Annotated in this window: 16 protein-coding genes; 9 read left to right on the top strand and 7 right to left on the bottom strand. The window is 61.5% G+C overall.

What is annotated here, in order from left to right:
- Nucleotides 1–149: 149 nt before the first annotated feature.
- The 5 genes from JNA92_RS19210 (at nt 150) to JNA92_RS19190 (ending at nt 5,328) form a co-directional block, all read left to right on the top strand.
- Complete coding sequence (locus JNA92_RS19210) at nt 150–1,064, top strand: ABC transporter permease subunit (RefSeq protein ID WP_012316457.1); 915 nt, start codon at nt 150–152, stop codon at nt 1,062–1,064.
- Nucleotides 1,065–1,066: 2 nt separating this feature from the next.
- Complete coding sequence (gene livM / locus JNA92_RS19205; RefSeq protein ID WP_241806228.1) at nt 1,067–2,368, top strand: high-affinity branched-chain amino acid ABC transporter permease LivM; 1,302 nt, start codon at nt 1,067–1,069, stop codon at nt 2,366–2,368.
- Nucleotides 2,365–3,240 carry an ABC transporter ATP-binding protein gene (locus JNA92_RS19200; protein ID WP_241806227.1) on the top strand — a complete coding sequence of 292 codons (876 nt, stop codon included), beginning with the start codon at nt 2,365–2,367 and terminating at the stop codon, nt 3,238–3,240. Before livM ends, JNA92_RS19200 begins: the two co-directional genes overlap by 4 nt.
- Nucleotides 3,237–3,953 carry an ABC transporter ATP-binding protein gene (locus JNA92_RS19195; RefSeq protein ID WP_241806226.1) on the top strand — a complete coding sequence of 239 codons (717 nt, stop codon included), beginning with the start codon at nt 3,237–3,239 and terminating at the stop codon, nt 3,951–3,953. The genes JNA92_RS19200 and JNA92_RS19195 overlap by 4 nt, the downstream gene beginning before the upstream one ends.
- A 607-nt stretch (nt 3,954–4,560) precedes the next feature.
- A complete protein-coding gene (locus JNA92_RS19190) occupies nt 4,561–5,328 on the top strand; it encodes an SDR family oxidoreductase (protein WP_241806225.1) in 768 nt (255 codons plus the stop codon).
- 100 nt (nt 5,329–5,428) lie between these two features.
- On the opposite strand, the gene JNA92_RS19185 is transcribed toward JNA92_RS19190, so the two are convergent.
- The 4 genes from JNA92_RS19185 to JNA92_RS19170 form a co-directional block, all read right to left on the bottom strand.
- Nucleotides 5,429–6,526 (bottom strand): AGE family epimerase/isomerase, encoded by a 1,098-nt coding sequence (locus tag JNA92_RS19185; RefSeq protein WP_241806224.1) that lies wholly within the window; start codon nt 6,524–6,526, stop codon nt 5,429–5,431.
- 50 nt (nt 6,527–6,576) lie between these two features.
- Nucleotides 6,577–7,209, bottom strand: coding sequence for a TetR family transcriptional regulator (locus tag JNA92_RS19180; protein ID WP_241806223.1), 633 nt, complete (start codon nt 7,207–7,209; stop codon nt 6,577–6,579).
- A 70-nt stretch (nt 7,210–7,279) separates the two neighbouring features.
- A complete protein-coding gene (locus JNA92_RS19175; protein ID WP_241806222.1) occupies nt 7,280–8,974 on the bottom strand; it encodes a hypothetical protein in 1,695 nt (564 codons plus the stop codon).
- Nucleotides 8,975–9,162: 188 nt separating this feature from the next.
- Complete coding sequence (locus JNA92_RS19170) at nt 9,163–9,660, bottom strand: phage infection protein (RefSeq protein WP_241806221.1); 498 nt, start codon at nt 9,658–9,660, stop codon at nt 9,163–9,165.
- Nucleotides 9,661–10,001: 341 nt separating this feature from the next.
- Between JNA92_RS19170 and JNA92_RS19165 the strand changes: the two genes are divergently transcribed.
- Entirely contained in the window at nt 10,002–12,068 is a 2,067-nt protein-coding gene (locus JNA92_RS19165) for an AsmA family protein (protein ID WP_241806220.1), read from the top strand.
- Nucleotides 12,069–12,100: 32 nt separating this feature from the next.
- Here the strand turns inward: JNA92_RS19165 and JNA92_RS19160 are convergent, their stop codons facing one another.
- Nucleotides 12,101–12,631, bottom strand: coding sequence for a ferritin-like domain-containing protein (locus JNA92_RS19160; RefSeq protein WP_241806219.1), 531 nt, complete (start codon nt 12,629–12,631; stop codon nt 12,101–12,103).
- A 48-nt stretch (nt 12,632–12,679) separates the two neighbouring features.
- Nucleotides 12,680–13,021, bottom strand: coding sequence for an osmotically-inducible lipoprotein OsmE (osmE, locus tag JNA92_RS19155; RefSeq protein WP_241806218.1), 342 nt, complete (start codon nt 13,019–13,021; stop codon nt 12,680–12,682).
- 125 nt (nt 13,022–13,146) lie between these two features.
- Between osmE and JNA92_RS19150 the strand changes: the two genes are divergently transcribed.
- Nucleotides 13,147–14,037, top strand: coding sequence for an esterase/lipase family protein (locus JNA92_RS19150; protein ID WP_241806217.1), 891 nt, complete (start codon nt 13,147–13,149; stop codon nt 14,035–14,037).
- On the opposite strand, the gene JNA92_RS19145 is transcribed toward JNA92_RS19150, so the two are convergent.
- Nucleotides 14,018–14,908: a DMT family transporter gene (locus JNA92_RS19145; RefSeq protein ID WP_241806216.1), complete on the bottom strand. Its 891-nt coding sequence runs from the start codon at nt 14,906–14,908 to the stop codon at nt 14,018–14,020. The two genes, JNA92_RS19150 and JNA92_RS19145, sit on opposite strands and share 20 nt — an antisense overlap.
- Before the next feature lie 143 nt (nt 14,909–15,051).
- Between JNA92_RS19145 and JNA92_RS19140 the strand changes: the two genes are divergently transcribed.
- Together JNA92_RS19140 and JNA92_RS19135 are read left to right on the top strand one after the other, a co-directional pair.
- Nucleotides 15,052–15,840, top strand: coding sequence for an AraC family transcriptional regulator (locus JNA92_RS19140; RefSeq protein WP_241806215.1), 789 nt, complete (start codon nt 15,052–15,054; stop codon nt 15,838–15,840).
- Between the two features lie 64 nt (nt 15,841–15,904).
- The gene (locus JNA92_RS19135; protein WP_241806214.1) at nt 15,905–16,189 is read left to right on the top strand and encodes a PsiF family protein; all 285 of its coding nucleotides are present in this window, start codon (nt 15,905–15,907) and stop codon (nt 16,187–16,189) included.
- The last annotated feature ends 20 nt before the right edge of the window (nt 16,190–16,209 follow it).

Here is a 16,209-nt window from a genome sequence, read left to right as displayed (position 1 = left end):
GCAACCAGCCCGGGCCTGCGCCCGGGCCGATGCCCCTGCGGTACCTGTCTTTATTCGGAGATCTGCACGGTTCTGCGCTGCGAGAGCCGCTTCATCCGTGGCTTGCCGTGGTCGGCGCTCGTGCAGTCTCGCTCAGGTGAGATTGCGTTATGGATGGTATTTTCCTGCAGCAACTGGTCAACGGCCTGACCCTAGGGTCGGTCTATGGCCTGATCGCCATCGGCTACACAATGGTCTATGGCATCATCGGCATGATCAACTTCGCGCACGGCGAGGTGTATATGATTTCCGCGTACCTCGCGGCAATCAGCCTGGCATTGCTGGCTTATTTCGGTATCGAGTCGTTCCCCCTGCTGATGTTGGGCACCTTGTTGTTCACCATTGTCGTCACGGGTGTGTATGGCTTCACCATTGAACGCATCGCCTACAAACCCCTGCGCAACTCCACCCGCCTGGCACCGCTGATCAGTGCCATCGGCATCTCGCTGATCCTGCAGAACTATGCGCAGATCAGCCAGGGCGCCCGCCAGCAAGGCGTGCCCACCCTGCTCGAAGGCGCCTGGCGCGTCGAAGTGGGTACCGGCTTCGTGCAGTTGACCTACACCAAGATCTTCATCCTGATTGCCGCATTCGTCGGCATGGGGCTGCTCACCTATGTGATCAAGTACACCAAGCTCGGCCGCATGTGCCGCGCCACCCAGCAAGACCGCAAGATGGCCTCGATCCTCGGTATCAACACCGACCGGGTGATCTCCTACGTGTTCGTCATCGGCGCGGTGATGGCTGCGCTTGCCGGTGTGCTGATCACCATGAACTACGGCACCTTCGACTTCTACGCCGGCTTCATCATCGGCATCAAGGCATTCACCGCGGCGGTGCTCGGCGGCATCGGCTCGCTACCCGGTGCCATGTTGGGCGGCATCATCCTGGGGATCTCCGAGTCGTTGTTCTCTGGCCTGATCAACTCCGACTACAAGGACGTGTTCAGCTTCTCGCTGCTGGTGCTGATCCTTATCTTCCGCCCACAAGGCCTGTTGGGTCGCCCGCTCGTGGCTAAGGTGTGAACATGTCCACTGCCAAAACTGCCTCCGTTGCCGAAACCCAAGGTTTCGATCTCAAACGCAGCCTGCTGGAGACCATCGTCGCCGGCCTGCTCGCGCTCATTGTCTTTGGTCCGGTCGTCGGCGTGGTGCTCGACGGCTACAGCTTCAATGCCGAACCCCGTCGCGTGGCCTGGCTGGTCGGTGGCGTGATGCTCGGGCGCTTCCTGCTCAGCCTGTACCTGCAGACCGCTGCAGGCAAACGCATGCTGCAAGGCTTCGACAGCGGCGGCTCGGGGGTGCACGTCAATGCACCGAACTACAAGTCGCGTCTGCGTTACATCATTCCGGCGCTGATCGTGATCGCCATCGTCTTCCCCATCTTCGCCAACAAGTACCTGCTGACCGTGGTCATCCTCGGCCTGATCTACGTGCTGCTGGGCCTTGGCCTGAACATCGTGGTGGGCCTGGCGGGCCTGCTCGACCTGGGCTACGTGGCGTTCTACGCCATCGGCGCCTATGGCCTGGCGCTGGGCTACCAGTACCTGGGGCTGGGGTTCTGGAGTGTGCTGCCACTGGCGGCCATCGCCGCAGCGTTGGCGGGTTGCATATTGGGCTTCCCTGTTTTGCGCATGCACGGTGACTACCTGGCGATCGTGACCCTGGGCTTTGGCGAGATCATCCGCCTGGTGCTGAACAACTGGCTGTCGTTCACCGGTGGCCCGAACGGCATGCCAGCCCCGGCGCCGACCTTCTTTGGCCTGGAGTTCGGCCGCCGAGCCAAGGATGGCGGGGTGCCGGTCCACGAGTACTTCGGCTTCGATTACAACGCTAACCTGAAGTTCGTGTTCATCTATGCCGTGCTGTTCCTGGTCGTACTGGCGGTGCTCTACATCAAGCATCGGCTGACCCGCATGCCGGTTGGCCGCGCTTGGGAAGCGCTGCGTGAAGACGAAATCGCCTGTCGCTCGATGGGCCTGAACCATGTGCTGGTCAAGCTCTCGGCCTTCACCCTGGGCGCCTCAACTGCAGGCCTTGCCGGGGTGTTCTTCGCCACCTACCAAGGCTTCGTCAACCCGTCCTCGTTCACGTTCTTCGAATCGGCGCTGATTCTGGCCATTGTCGTACTGGGCGGCATGGGTTCGACGGTGGGCGTGGTGATCGCTGCGTTCGTGCTGACCGTAGCGCCGGAACTGCTGCGAAGCTTCTCCGAATACCGGGTGTTGCTGTTCGGTGTGCTGATGGTGCTGATGATGATCTGGCGACCGCGAGGGCTGATCCGTATCAGCCGCGCCGGCGTGGTCCCACGTAAAGGAGTGGCGCCATGAGCGACGAAATCATTCTCTCGGTCGACAACCTGATGATGCAGTTCGGTGGCATCAAGGCGCTCAGCGATGTCAGCCTGAAGGTCAAACGTAACCAGATCTTCGCCCTGATCGGCCCCAACGGCGCCGGCAAGACCACGGTGTTCAACTGCCTGACCGGTTTCTACAAGGCCAGCGGCGGGCGTATCGAGCTGAACGTACGCGGCAGCCATACCAACGTCATCCAGTTGCTCGGTGAGCGCTTCCAGGCGGCGGACTTCGTTTCGCCGGCGCGTTTCGTTTCGCGCCTGTACTACAAGATGTTCGGCGGCACCCACCTGGTCAACCGCGCGGGGCTGGCGCGGACCTTCCAGAACATTCGTCTGTTCAAGGAAATGTCGGTGGTGGAAAACCTGCTGGTAGCCCAGCACATGTGGGTCAACCGCAACCTGCTGGCCGGCGTGCTCAACACCAAGGCCTACCGCAAGGCCGAAAGCGATGCCCTGGACCACGCATTCTACTGGCTGGAGGTGGTCGACCTGGTCGACTGTGCCAACCGCCTGGCCGGGGAGCTGTCGTACGGCCAGCAGCGCCGCCTGGAAATCGCCCGGGCCATGTGCACGCGGCCGAAGATCATCTGCCTGGACGAACCGGCAGCCGGCCTCAACCCGCAGGAGACCGAAGCACTCAGCCGCATGATCCGCGTGCTGCGAGACGAGCACGACATCACCGTGGTGCTGATCGAACACGACATGGGCATGGTCATGAGCATTTCCGACCATATCGTCGTGCTCGACCATGGCAACGTAATCGCCGAAGGCGCGCCGCAGGATATCCGCCACAACCCGACGGTGATCGCCGCCTACCTGGGTGCCGACGAAGAGGAACTGGTATGAGTGCACCCATTCTGGAACTGAAGGATCTGGACGTGTTCTACGGGCCTATCCAGGCATTGAAAAAGGTCTCGATGCACATCGACGAAGGTGAGACCGTGAGCCTGATCGGCGCCAACGGTGCCGGCAAGTCGACCCTGCTGATGTCCATCTTCGGCCAGCCGCGGGCGGCCGCCGGGCAGATTGTCTACCGCGGCACCGACATCACCCGCAAGTCGTCGCACTACATCGCCTCCAATGGCATCGCCCAGTCGCCAGAAGGACGCCGGGTGTTCCCCGACATGAGCGTCGAGGAGAACCTGATGATGGGTACCATCCCCATCGGTGACAAATATGCCAGTGAGGACATGCAGCGCATGTTCGAGCTGTTCCCACGGTTGAAGGAGCGGCGTAACCAGCGTGCGATGACCATGTCCGGTGGTGAGCAGCAGATGCTGGCCATTGCCCGTGCGCTGATGAGCCGGCCCAAACTGCTGTTGCTCGACGAGCCTTCGCTGGGGCTGGCGCCGATCGTGGTCAAGCAGATCTTTTCGACCCTGCGCGAACTGGCCAAGACCGGGATGACCATCTTCCTGGTGGAGCAGAATGCCAACCATGCGTTGAAGTTGTCGGACCGGGCCTATGTCATGGTCAACGGCGAGATTCGCATGACCGGCACCGGGCAGGAGTTGCTAGTCAACGAAGAGGTTCGTAGTGCCTATCTGGGCGGGCACTAAGCTGGACCCGGGGCTGCTTTGCAGCCCCGATATTGTTCAAATAGAGAATGTGGACAACTTGTCGCATAGCTTTCTTGATCCACGCCACAATCCCTGCGCAAGCCATTGTTTCCACAGGCTCATTGTTGTCCACGGATAATGTGGAACCGCCTGTGGAAAACATGGTGGCATCTCGCTGCAACCCATTGAAATCAAGGCTTGCACGGTGCTGGTTAAATGTTGACCAGTTGCCGCAGTGAGCGCTTTCAGGCGTATCTTCACAGGTGTCATTCAAGCCCCCAATAATACGCACGGACTGTGGATAACTCTGTGCGAAACCCTTGGACAGACTGCTGCAGGCGGCATGGTTGAAAGCGTCGCGCCATCATAGGGCTGCGCAAGGATGACCGTAGTTGGCTGAAAGGGTTCCGCCCGAGGGTCAAGTTGCCCCCAATCCGTGGGGAAAGCCTTGTGGATAACATGCGCATAGATGGCGCAGGCCCCTCTACCATGCGGGTTTTCGGGTAATGTACAAAAAATGACCAAGGGCTTCTATGGCTTGCTGACGACGCCCGTCGCGGGCATGCTGCAAAGCTTGCCGAAAATAATCCACAGCGAGGAACAGAGCATGACGTCCACCGTATTCATCACTGGCGCGACTTCCGGTTTTGGCGAAGCCTGCGCGCGCCGTTTCGCCGATGCCGGCTGGAAGCTGATCCTTACCGGCCGGCGCAAGGAGCGCCTGGACGCCCTGTGCGCCGAGCTGTCAGCCAAAACCGAAGTGCATGGCCTGGTGCTCGATGTACGTGACCGCAAGGCCATGGAGCAGGCTATCGCCAATTTGCCGGCCGGCTTCGACACGTTGCGCGGCCTGATCAACAACGCAGGCCTGGCGCTTGGCGTCGATGCTGCGCAGAACTGCAGCCTGGATGACTGGGAGACCATGGTCGACACCAACATCAAAGGCTTGATGTTCACCACCCGCCTGCTGCTGCCGCGTCTGATCGCCTATGGCCGTGGGGCGTCGATTCTCAACGTCGGATCGGTGGCGGGTAACTATCCGTACCCGGGCAGCAACGTGTATGGCGGCACCAAGGCGTTCGTTGGCCAGTTTTCGCTGAGCCTGCGCTGCGACCTGCGCGGCACGGGCGTGCGTGTCAGCAATATCGAGCCGGGGTTGTGCGAGAGCGAGTTCTCGCTGGTGCGCCACGGCGGTGACCAGGCCAAGTACGATGCCACCTACGCCGGTGCCGAGCCGATTCAGCCGCAGGATATCGCCGAAACCATCTTCTGGATCCTCAACCAGCCGGCGCACATCAACATCAACAGCCTGGAGCTGATGCCGGTGAGCCAGGACTGGGCTGGGTTATCGATCGATCGTTCGGTGAAAGGCTGACGCCCTAGGGGCGCTTTGTCGCCCAACCGCCGGCAAGCCGGTTGCCACAGGCGTTGCGGTCGCCGCTCGCTGTGTGGCAACCGGCTTGCCGGACGTGGCGTCAGTCAAGGCGCTGCAGGCCTTCCAGGCAAGTCGCCAGGTGGTAGGGCGTAGTCGAAGGCATGTCATGCCGGCTGACCGCACCGTCACCATCGCGGCATTCATACCAGCCGCCATCGTGCAGGAAGCGTTGCTGCATTGCCTGCAACTGCTCGGCCAGCTTCGCTTCACTGCCTGGCCGTAATGCCAGCGCGCGCAGATATTCAGCCTGTGCCCAGATCCGCTGGGTCGCATCGATCACCTTGCCATCCACCGCGAGCATTGCCAGCACCGCGGCATCCTTCACTCCGCACTGCTCGGCGTAACCGAATGCGCGGTTGATCGACGCATGCAGCGGCGTGCCGCGCAGCAGTGCCGAGGTATGCAGCAGGTAGAACCACTCGAACTGATGCCCCGGCTCGAACCAGTTATCCACAGCACCGCGGGGTTTTTCCAGCATCAGGCCAGAGTGCGGCTCGATGAAGTGCGTCTGCAGGGCTTGGCACAGTTGCAGCAGTGCTTGTTGAACACCCGGGTCTTCACGCACGCAGAGCACTTGCAGGAAGGCTTCGGCCAAGTGCATCTGTGGGTTTTGCAGGGGGCCGCTGCCAAGGTCGCTCCAGTCTTCACCCAGGCTCGCTTCGTAGAGGCCGTCATTGCGGGCAAACTGCTCGCTGACGATCTCAAGGGCAGCATTGAGGGCCGACTCCACCAGGCCTTCGCGGACTTTGCCCCAGTAATGAGCGCAGGCAAACACGATGAATGCATGGGTGTAGAGGTCCTTGCGCCGGTCCAGCGGCTTGCCTTGGGCATCGATGCTGTAGAACCAGCCGCCATGTTCAGCGTCGTGGAAATGCCGCTGCAGGGAGCGGAACAGCGCAGCAGCCCGCTCGGCCGCGCCCGGTTGTTCGATGCGGCTGCTGAACAGGTACAACTGACGCGCGCAGGCCATTGCCCGGTACCGCTGCACCGGCAGCGGGTGGTGCGTGGCATCCAAGGCCTCGTAGGGCAGGGCCATTTCGGCATTCCAGCCCGGGCCGAGCCACAGCGGTACGATGCCTTCGGCGAAGTGCTGTTTGAAGCCGGCCAGTTCGGCTGGAGTGGGGCGGGGGTCGGACATGAATGCGCTCGTCACAATCGGGCAGTGCGCCATGGTAGCAGAAGTGCGCTTCAGCCCGGATTGCCCAGACCCTGCCAATGCCGTGCACCGACGAAGATGAAGCGTAACTGCTGGGTTATCTTGTCCCGTGCGCTCAGGGCCTGTGGATAACCTTGCTCCGGGTTGTCGATCAGTTCCGGCAGGGTGGCAAACACGGTCTTCACCACCAGGTCGGCGATCACCGCCAACGCTGCCTCGTTCAGGTGCTGCCAGCGTTTCATGCGCGCAAGGTCGGTGGACAGGTCGTTGCTGATACCTTGGCGCAAGCGGCCGATGGCCTGGCGCACCGCCTGCGAGCCGCCGTACTGCTCGCGGGCCAGGAACAGGAACTGTGCCCGGTTGGCGGCTACCACGTCGAGGAAGATGCGTACCGAAGCGTCGGTGATGCCGCCCAGTTCGAATTCATTGTGCCGCACCAGGCGGATGGTCTGGCGGAAGGTGTCATCGACCTCGGCCACCAGCGCCAGGCCCAGGGCGTCCATGTCGGGGAAGTGCCGATAGAACCCGGTGGGCACGATGCCGGCGGCCTTGGCCACTTCGCGCAGGCTGATGCTGCCGAAGCCACGGCCACTTTCCATGAGCTGGCAGGCCGCGTCGAGCAGGGCCTGGCGAGTCTGTAGCTTCTGTTCGGCGCGCGGCAGCATGTCAGGTCATTGATCACATGAGAAACCTGCACTTTATTGGCTCATGGCCAAAAGTCAAAAAAAAGCAGTTTCAAGCCGCTTGCTCGCTGAGGTGGCGCGCAGCGTAATGCTCAATGTAGTTATCGCCGCTGATGGGGACCTCCAGCATCTTCATGTCCATGTTTGCCAGGCGCTTGAGAATGGAGGGCGCATACTTCAGCAACAAGGCCTGTTTGCGTTTGGCCCAGCTCCGCACTTGCCTGGCCGAGGCCGCCTGGGTACGCAGCAGGGCCACTGCGTGGTGCTCTAATTGGTTCAGTAAGTAGACATCGAGGATCACTTCATCCAACGCGTCGTTTCGGGCATTGGCCAGGTATCTCAAGCAGGGCATGCGCACCCCCAGCAGCCTGGCCAGCAACAGCAACTCTTCGGTCTGCATGTGCCGGTTCGGTGTTCTGGCAATGCCCGAACGCAGGGCTTCGATGGACGCATCCAGGTGTTTGAGCAGGCGCTGGCGTTGTTTGCCAGTGCTGGCCTGCGTGCTGGCAGGGGCTGCCTTTTTCAGTGAGTAGGAAGCGGCTTTGAGCATGATGACCATGTTTTCGCCTTCGGCTGTGATCGCGCCGTTGTTGGTCAGCAAGTAGCCGATGATCTTGTTCGCCGAGAACATCCCTTGGGCTCCGCACCGTTCACGGCACCTCGTCAGGATGTCCTGGCTGCCCCAGGTCGAAACCGCCTTGAGAATCGCCACCTCGTTAAGTACTTCGGGGGGCAAAGGCTTGATTGCATCACTGCCCAGGCCCGCGACGATCTGTTCCAGCCAGGCTGCGTGGACCAGGGTGGTCGCAACGTCGATGGCCATGGGGTGGCGATAAGTGGGATAGCTGAGCAGGTTGACCGGCCCCGCTGGGCTGAAGCTCTGGCGTTTCTGAGCGTAAGCGTAATTGATCTGCAGGCCCGCCATCGCTACTGCAAGGGAGCAACTGGCCATACACAGCTTGCCGGACTGAACGCGTTCGACCGAGCTGAGGAAGCGCTGGCTGCGCGTGTTCGTCAGCCGCAGGCTGCCGTCGCGGTCGAGTTCGATAATCCCTCGCTGCAGCAGTGCCTCGTACGGGAGTTCGACGTTATCGAACGAGGTCATGGCATTGTCCAGGTGCAACCCCGGCTTGTGGCCCAGCGCCGTGATTCGAATACCGGGGCAGGCGGCGCCATCTGCCTGCAGTGGAACCAGGAATGGCAGGATGCCGACGAACTGATCCTTGACCATCAGCCGTGCCATGACGACCGCTATTTTCGGTAGCGAACTGTGCGTACTGTTCGGCATGAACTTGTAGGACTGGGCACTGGGAGAGTTAAGCATGAAGCGCTGTCGTTCAGGGTGGTAGTGCGCTTCGGTTTCCAATGAAAAAAGATTGCTTCCGTACCCCAGTTCAGTTGCCAGGTACACACCGATTGCGGTGCCATCGTTCAAGCGGCTGTAATGTTCACGCACGTAGTCACTGTCATCGCCCAGGGATTTGATGGTCCCCATGCACAGGTTGTAATGAATGGAAATCATCGATGCCAGGGCGCCATCATGGATGGCACAGACTGCGTGAAGCTGGAGCAATCTGGGCAGGTCGCACAGCAAGGTATCACCCCGCATGCTGGGGTGCGCCAATACATCGATCAAGGCTTGCTTGGCATCTTCACCGTTCGTGATGGGCCGGGCGATGCGGGCCAGAAGTTCTTCGTCCAGCCAGTCCGGCGTGAGTGCTATCAGATCAGTTGCGGGATTGGTCATGCCAACGCTCCATCGCCTCATTTGTCTCAACTTAACAATGGCGATGGGGGGGCTGAAACTGGCAGAAATGATAGGTACTGGTGCATCAGGCGGGCATGCAATACCCCCGTAAAACAAAGCCCGGTCAAGTGACCGGGCCGGGAGGGGCGCAAGCGCTGTACTGCCAGTTGTTCTTTTCGGCCATGGCGTCAGCTCACGCGGCTGATTTCGACCAGACGGTCCGAGCCACCTTCGGCAACATGGCCACTGCGTTCGATCAGACGGTCAGAACCACCCTCGGCAACACGATCATTGCGCTCGATCAGACGGTCAGAACCACCCTCGGCAACACGATCATTGCGCTCGATCAGACGGTCAGAACCACCCTCGGCAACACGATCATTGCGCTCGATCAGGCGGTCAGAACCACCCTCGGCAACACGATCATCGCGTTCGATCAGGCGGTCAGAACCACCCTCGGCAACACGATCATTGCGTTCGATCAGACGGTCAGAACCACCTTCGGCCACACGATCACTGCGTTCGATCAGGCGATCCGAGCCACCTTCGGCAACGGTTTTCAAGGGCTGGGCGATTTCCACAGCGCTGGAGCGCGATTCGGCGGTCAGGTGCTGGTCGGCTGCAGGCACGGCAAAAGCGTTGGCAGCAAGAATGGACAAGGTCAGGGTCAGCAGTTGGCGTTTCATGATTTGAGTGCTCCTCAGAGGGGCTGGAAAGTGGGTACGGAGCCAATGCTACGCCCGGTAACGCCAGAGAGAAGTTCATACGGATAATGGTAACAATCGATGCCATTGATAGCCGTCCAAGAGGGCTCTGGCACGCGGCCTTCAAGTCGATGTATGGCTTATTGCCACCGTTGCTTTCACGTCACGGCGCACCTGCTCTATGGGCAAAACCTGAACAATGAGCCAAGAAAAACTTCGCTATCATGAGCTTCACCGATAAAACCCTGCGGGCTTTCATCAGTCCGAGACAGTGAGTGCCATCGTTGCGCCGTTATGCGCCAAGCCGTCAGGAGAATCACGCAATGACGCGTCCCGCCAGAATCCTCGTCTGGACCCTTACCAGCCTGCTGACCCTGCTGGCGATACTGGTGGTGGTGATCGCCACCTTCGACTGGAACCGCGTCAAGCCGCTGCTCAATGAGAAAGTCTCCGAAGCGTTGCACAGGCCGTTCGCGATCAATGGCAACCTGGCGGTGCATTGGCGTACTGAGCCGGAAGAAGGCGGGTGGCGTGCTTGGGTACCGTGGCCGCACTTCACTGCCGAGGACCTGACCCTGGGCAATCCCGATTGGCTGAAGGCGCCAGAGATGGTCGGCCTGGAGCGTGTGGAGTTTCGTCTGGCGCCGCTGCCACTGATATTCCAGCAGATCGTCATCCCGCGTATCGACCTGGTCAAACCCACCGCCAGCCTTGCTCGGCTGGCCGATGGCCGCGCCAACTGGACCTTCGACTTAGGCCCCAAGGATGAGAATGCGCAACCCTCCAAGTGGCAGTTGGACATCGGCGCCATCGGTTTTGACCAAGGCAATGTAAGCCTGGACGACCAGACCCTGAAAACCAGCATGAAGGTGCAAATTGACCCGCTGGGCAAACCGATCCCGTTCAGCGAGATCGTTGGCAAAGCCAGCGCGCAAAAGGCCGGCGGTGCACAGGATTACGCCTTCGGGCTCAAGGTCCAGGGCCGCTACAAAGGTCAGCCGGTTTCCGGCACGGGCAAGATCGGTGGCCTGCTGGCGCTGCAGGACGCCAGCCAGCCGTTCCCGCTGCAGGCCGATGTGCGGGTTGCCGATACCCACGTCGTTCTCGCTGGTACCCTGACCGACCCGCGTAACCTGGGTGCGCTGGACCTTCGCTTGCGCCTGTCCGGTGCAAGCCTGGGCAACCTTTATCCGCTGACGGGGGTGACCCTGCCAGATACCCCGGCCTACTCGACCGATGGCCACCTCACGGCCAACCTGCAGGCGGCCACGGGCGCGACCTTCAACTACCAAGGGTTCAACGGCAAGATAGGTGACAGTGACATCCACGGCGACCTGGCGTTCACCGCAAGCCAGCCACGGCCGAAACTCTCCGGCAAACTGGTGTCCAATCAGCTGTTGTTCAAAGACCTGGCACCACTGATCGGTGCCGACTCCAACGCCGAGCAGAAGGCCCGCGGGGGCGCCAGCAAGCAGCCTGCTGGCAAGGTGCTGCCGGTGGAGGAGTTCCGCACCGACCGCTGGCGCACCATGGACGCCGACGTCGAGTTTGCCGGCAAGCGCATCGTTCACAGTGAACAGTTGCCATTCAACGATCTCTCCGCCCATGTGATCCTCGATGACGGTCTGCTGCGCCTGGACCCCCTGCGCTTTGGCGTGGCCGGTGGCAACCTGGCATCCAGTATTCGCCTGGATGGCCGCAGCGTGCCGCTGCAGGGGCGCGCCCGTCTGACCGCACGCGGCTTCAAGCTCAAGCAGCTGTTCCCCACCTTTGCGCCGATGCAGACCAGCTTCGGGGAACTCAACGGCGATGCCGATATCACTGGCCGCGGCAACTCGGTGGCGGCGCTGCTGGGTACGGCCAATGGCGACCTACGCTTGCTGATCAACGATGGCGCGATCAGCCGCAGCCTGATGGAGATCGCCGGGTTGAACGTGGGCAACTATGTGATCGGCAAGCTATTTGGCGATGAGGATGTTCAGATCAATTGCGCAGCGGCCGATGTAGGTATCAAGGACGGGCTGGCGAGTACGCGCCTGTTCATATTCGATACCGAGAACGCGATCATCTATGTCAATGGCACCGCCAACTTCGCCAGCGAGCAGCTGGATTTGAAGATTACTCCGGAGTCGAAAGGCTTGCGCCTGTTCTCCCTGCGCTCGCCGCTGTATGTTCGCGGGCCGTTTGCCAAGCCGGGTGCAGGCGTGCAGGCGGTGCCGCTGGCCTTGCGCGGGGCAGGCATGGTGGCGTTGGGTGTGGTGGCAGGGCCGGCGGCGGGGTTGTTGGCGCTGGTAGCACCGAGCAGTGGCGATGAGCCCAACCAGTGCACGCCGTTGTTGCAGCAGATGAAAGCCGGCAAGGCGCCGGCTGAGGTGAAGGGCGAGAGATGAATGAACAGGGGCCGCAAAGCGGCCCCTGGTGATTACAAGCCTTCGAGAATATCCGACATGTCGTCGGCGTGTTCTTCTTCCTGAGCCAGGATGTCCTCGAAGATCCGACGCGTGGTCGGGTCCTTGTCACCAATGTACTGAATGATCTCGCGGTAGCTGTCGATCGCGATGCGTTCGGCCACCAGGTCCTCCAGCACCATCTCCTTCAACGTGTTGCCCGCTACGTATTGAGCATGGGAGTTCTTGGTCAGGTTGTCCGGGTTGAAGTCCGGCTCGCCACCCAACTGCACGATGCGCTCGGCCAGTTTGTCGGCGTGCTCGGCCTCTTGGTTGGCATGCTCGAGAAACTCCTCGGCAGCCACGCTCGCCTTGATCCCGCTGGCCATGAAGTAATGGCGCTTGTAGCGCAATACGCAGACAAGCTCGGTGGCCAGCGACTCATTGAGCAGGCGCAGGATTTCCTGGCGGTCGGCGTGGTAACCCTCGGTCACCGCACCTTGCTCGACGTGCTCACGGGCACGCTTGCGCAGGGTTTGGACATCGGTCAGTTCAACGTTGCTCATGGTTATCTCCAGACAAATCAGGAAGAGTGGTCAAGGTATTACGCAGGCTCAGGCGCCGTGTACGGCTTCGCTGTCCTCTTCTCGTTGTTTGCAGGTCTTGAAGCCCTTGGCATCGACATGGCCGGTGGCATCGAAGCGCACGTAGTAAGGCTGCTGATGGCCATCGCGGTTGAGGATGTAGTCGTTGCAGGTGCCTCCATGCGGCAGGTCGATGGCATTCGATGGGCTGCCACCGATGGCGATGACTTTCTGCATGGTCATGCCGTTTTCAACTTGCTTGACCAGTGGCTCGTCGCGGAAGGTGACGTAGTCCACAGGGTTTTCCGGGCGGCTGCCACAGGCGGCCAGGGTCGCGCTTGCCAGAAGGATTGCCAGGGTCTGTTTGTACATGGTCCCGCTCCTTGCTCCAGGGTCTGTTCTGGTTTGGAACCGCGCGGCGCGTCAGGAGTTCGATTGCGATGCTCATTCAGGCCGCTGTAGTGTTGGCGGGTCGTCCACGCAAAGGGGCTGGGCCCATGCAGCAGGAATTGGCTACGCGATACCCGTTGGTGCTGGTGCCGGGCATGCTCGGCTTTGTCAGGGCGTTGCTGTATCCCTATTGGTTCGGCATCGTGCCGGCCTTGCGCAAGGATGGGGCGCAGGTGTTTCCCGTGCAGGTATCGCCCTTGCACTCCAGCGAAGTGCGCGGTGAGCAGTTGCTGGCGATCATCGAAGACATCTGCCAGCGCACCGGCGCTGACAAGGTCAACCTCATCGGCCATAGCCAAGGCGCCCTGAGCGCGCGATATGCCGCTGCCAAGCGGCCAGAACGTGTGGCATCGGTGACCTCGGTGGCCGGGCCCAACCATGGCTCGGAACTGGCCGACCACCTGGCGCGTACAGCGCCGGGCGATTCTGCTCAAGGGCGCATCCTCAGGGCGGTTCTGCACGGCCTGGCGGTGCTGCTGGGGTGGCTGGAAACCGGATGGCGGCGCGCCCCATTGCCAATCGACGTGCATGCCTCGCACCAGTCGCTGACCAGTGCCGGCGTAGCGCTGTTCAACCAGGCTTATCCACAGGGCCTGCCCGACACCTGGGGCGGCGAGGGGGCGGCAGAGGTCAACGGCGTTCGTTACTATTCGTGGTCAGGCACTTTGCAACCAGGTTTCACCGACCAAGGGCGTAACCGCTTTGACGGCAGCAACCGCTTCTGCCGCCTGTTCGCCCGCAGCTTCGTCAAGGAAAAGGGCCAGTGTGACGGCATGGTCGGGCGCTTCAGTTCGCACCTGGGGCAGGTGATCGGGGATGACTACCCGCTGGACCACCTGGACATCGTCAACCAGTCGCTCGGCGCCGTGGGCAAAGGCGCCGAGCCGGTACGCCTGTTCACCGAGCACGCCGCTCGCCTCAAGGCCGCGGGGCTGTAGCCCGGCGCACGGGGGTGCTCCAGCGTTCGGCGAGGATCACCCCGGCCAGGGTCAGCAGGCCGCCGATCAGGTGGTAGCTGGCCAGTTGCTCGTCGAGCACTGCGGCTGCGATCAGCGCGGTCACCAGTGGCAGCAGGTTGAAGAACAACGTGGTGCGGCTTGGCCCCAGGCGTTGCACGGCCTGCATCCACACCAGCGGCGCGATCATAGAGGCCAACACACAGGCGTACAGCACCAAGCCCACGTTATGCACATTCAGGCCGGTCTTTTCAGAAACCAGGAACAACGGCAGCAAGACCATGATTGCTACCAGCACCTGCAGATACAGCAGCTGCAAGGGCGGCAGGCGCAGCTGCCATTTCTTCAGCAGGAAGCTGTACAGCGCGTAGGCCAGGGTGGCCACCAGCATCAGCAGGTCGCCGCGGTTCAGGCCTTGCTCCAGCAAGATGCCGGGCCGGCCGGCGGAGACGACTTCCAGCACGCCGATGAACGACACCACAGCGCCGGTCAGCGCACCGTAGCTCAGCCGCTGGCCGAGCCACGCGATGGACAGGGCCAGCGACATCAAGGGCATCAGCGAGAGAATGATGCCCATGTTGGTGGCGCTGGTGATGCTGGCCGCGAAATAGGCCAGGCTTTGGTAGAGGGCCATGCCGAGCACGCCAAGGACGAAGATTCTGGCCAGGTGCGGACGGATGGCCGCGCGGTTGCGCCACACGGCCGGTAGCAGGAATGGGGTGAACAGCAGCCCTGCGAGCAGCCAGCGGTAGAAGCCGATCTCGGCAGGGTGAATGGCACCTGCGGACAGCTTGGTGACCACGGTGTTGCCGGCCCAGATGAGGATGGCGGTAAGGGGGTACAGGTAATTCATGACGCAGCGGCTCTCGGATGCTCACTAGCCCCTGTGGCAGCGTGCCCGCTTGCACAGAGGTTGTAGGGTGGCCCGGTATTATCGGATGTCTGTCAGCAAGCCTATACTCTTATCCAGACAACCTGCCCCTTGAAGCAGACAGCATGCGCCGTAAATACCTCGACATCCCCCAGTTCGACCTGCTTCCTGCGCCGGTGTACCTGCGCCACGACGAATTCGGCGCCGATACGCACAGCGCGCCGCACCGCCACACCTGGGGCCAGCTCAACTACACCGCCCATGGCGTGATGCACCTGGACGTCGACGGCCAGCGTTTTCTGTCACCCCCGCATTACGCTGTGTGGGTGCCGCCGGATACCGAGCATGGTTGCTACAACCCGCAGGCCATCGTGTACCGCTCGGTCTATCTGGACCGTAGCCTGTGCGCCGGGCTACCGCAGCAGCCGTGCAGCCTGGTGATCAGCGATATCCTCAAGGCCATCCTCGGCGACTTCGCCCGTCGTGATGTCAAGGTGGCGCAGGACGAACGCGACCAGCGCCTGGTGCAGGTGTTGCTCGACCAGTTGCTGCAGGCACCCACCCAGACCTGCTACCTGCCCTTCGCTCATAGCGAGGGCCTGCGCCAGGTGCTCGATGCCCTCGTCGCCGAACCTGGTGACAACCGCCCGCTGGCGGACTGGGCGGCGCAGGTGCATGTCAGCGAACGCACCCTGGCGCGGCAATTTCTGCGCGAGCTGGGCATCAGCTTTGGTGAGTGGCGCCTGCGCCTGAGGTTTTTGCGGGCCATCGAGGCGCTGGAGGCCGGTTTGCCGATACAGGCCATCGCCTTCGACCTCGGCTACAGCAGCGCCTCAGCATTCATCGCCATGTTCCAGCGCCAGGCCCATTGCACGCCGGAGCAGTACCGGCGGCAAGCGCGCACGGGTGTGTAAAATTTGTTGTCTACACTCATCTGCGACACCGTGCATCGGGCGCGGGAGAGAAGGAGACCACTCCATGAAGATGCTGCACATGCCATTGCTGGCGTTGGCCGTTATGTTCAGTGCGCAGGGATTCGCCGCCACCGCTCAACAGGAAAAGATGACCGCGTGCAATGCCGACGCTTCTGCCAAGGCGCTCAAGGGCGATGAGCGCAAAGCCTTCATGAGCAACTGCCTGAAGAAAAGCGTACCGCCCACCCAGCAGGAAAAGATGAAGCTCTGCAACGCTGACGCCAGCGCCCAGGCCTTGAAGGGCGATGAGCGCAAGGCCTACATGAGTGACTGCCTGAAGAAGAAATGACCTGCGCCTATGCCTGTAGG

The sequence above is a fragment of the Pseudomonas putida genome (assembly GCF_022627325.1).
GTDB classification, from domain to species: domain Bacteria; phylum Pseudomonadota; class Gammaproteobacteria; order Pseudomonadales; family Pseudomonadaceae; genus Aquipseudomonas; species Aquipseudomonas putida_X.
This window is presented reverse-complemented; position numbering and strand designations above follow the sequence as displayed.

What these genes read in the sequence shown, in the direction of transcription:
- JNA92_RS19140 (WP_241806215.1), top strand. Translation starts at nt 15,052, where the DNA reads ATGCGCCGTAAATACCTCGACATCCCCCAGTTCGACCTGCTTCCTGCG.
- JNA92_RS19185 (WP_241806224.1), bottom strand. Translation starts at nt 6,526, where the DNA reads ATGTCCGACCCCCGCCCCACTCCAGCCGAACTGGCCGGCTTCAAACAG.
- JNA92_RS19200 (WP_241806227.1), top strand. Translation starts at nt 2,365, where the DNA reads ATGAGCGACGAAATCATTCTCTCGGTCGACAACCTGATGATGCAGTTC.
- JNA92_RS19160 (WP_241806219.1), bottom strand. Translation starts at nt 12,631, where the DNA reads ATGAGCAACGTTGAACTGACCGATGTCCAAACCCTGCGCAAGCGTGCC.
- JNA92_RS19195 (WP_241806226.1), top strand. Translation starts at nt 3,237, where the DNA reads ATGAGTGCACCCATTCTGGAACTGAAGGATCTGGACGTGTTCTACGGG.
- JNA92_RS19175 (WP_241806222.1), bottom strand. Translation starts at nt 8,974, where the DNA reads ATGACCAATCCCGCAACTGATCTGATAGCACTCACGCCGGACTGGCTG.
- JNA92_RS19165 (WP_241806220.1), top strand. Translation starts at nt 10,002, where the DNA reads ATGACGCGTCCCGCCAGAATCCTCGTCTGGACCCTTACCAGCCTGCTG.
- JNA92_RS19145 (WP_241806216.1), bottom strand. Translation starts at nt 14,908, where the DNA reads ATGAATTACCTGTACCCCCTTACCGCCATCCTCATCTGGGCCGGCAAC.
- JNA92_RS19190 (WP_241806225.1), top strand. Translation starts at nt 4,561, where the DNA reads ATGACGTCCACCGTATTCATCACTGGCGCGACTTCCGGTTTTGGCGAA.
- JNA92_RS19150 (WP_241806217.1), top strand. Translation starts at nt 13,147, where the DNA reads ATGCAGCAGGAATTGGCTACGCGATACCCGTTGGTGCTGGTGCCGGGC.
- osmE (WP_241806218.1), bottom strand. Translation starts at nt 13,021, where the DNA reads ATGTACAAACAGACCCTGGCAATCCTTCTGGCAAGCGCGACCCTGGCC.
- JNA92_RS19180 (WP_241806223.1), bottom strand. Translation starts at nt 7,209, where the DNA reads ATGCTGCCGCGCGCCGAACAGAAGCTACAGACTCGCCAGGCCCTGCTC.
- livM (WP_241806228.1), top strand. Translation starts at nt 1,067, where the DNA reads ATGTCCACTGCCAAAACTGCCTCCGTTGCCGAAACCCAAGGTTTCGAT.
- JNA92_RS19210 (WP_012316457.1), top strand. Translation starts at nt 150, where the DNA reads ATGGATGGTATTTTCCTGCAGCAACTGGTCAACGGCCTGACCCTAGGG.
- JNA92_RS19135 (WP_241806214.1), top strand. Translation starts at nt 15,905, where the DNA reads ATGAAGATGCTGCACATGCCATTGCTGGCGTTGGCCGTTATGTTCAGT.
- JNA92_RS19170 (WP_241806221.1), bottom strand. Translation starts at nt 9,660, where the DNA reads ATGAAACGCCAACTGCTGACCCTGACCTTGTCCATTCTTGCTGCCAAC.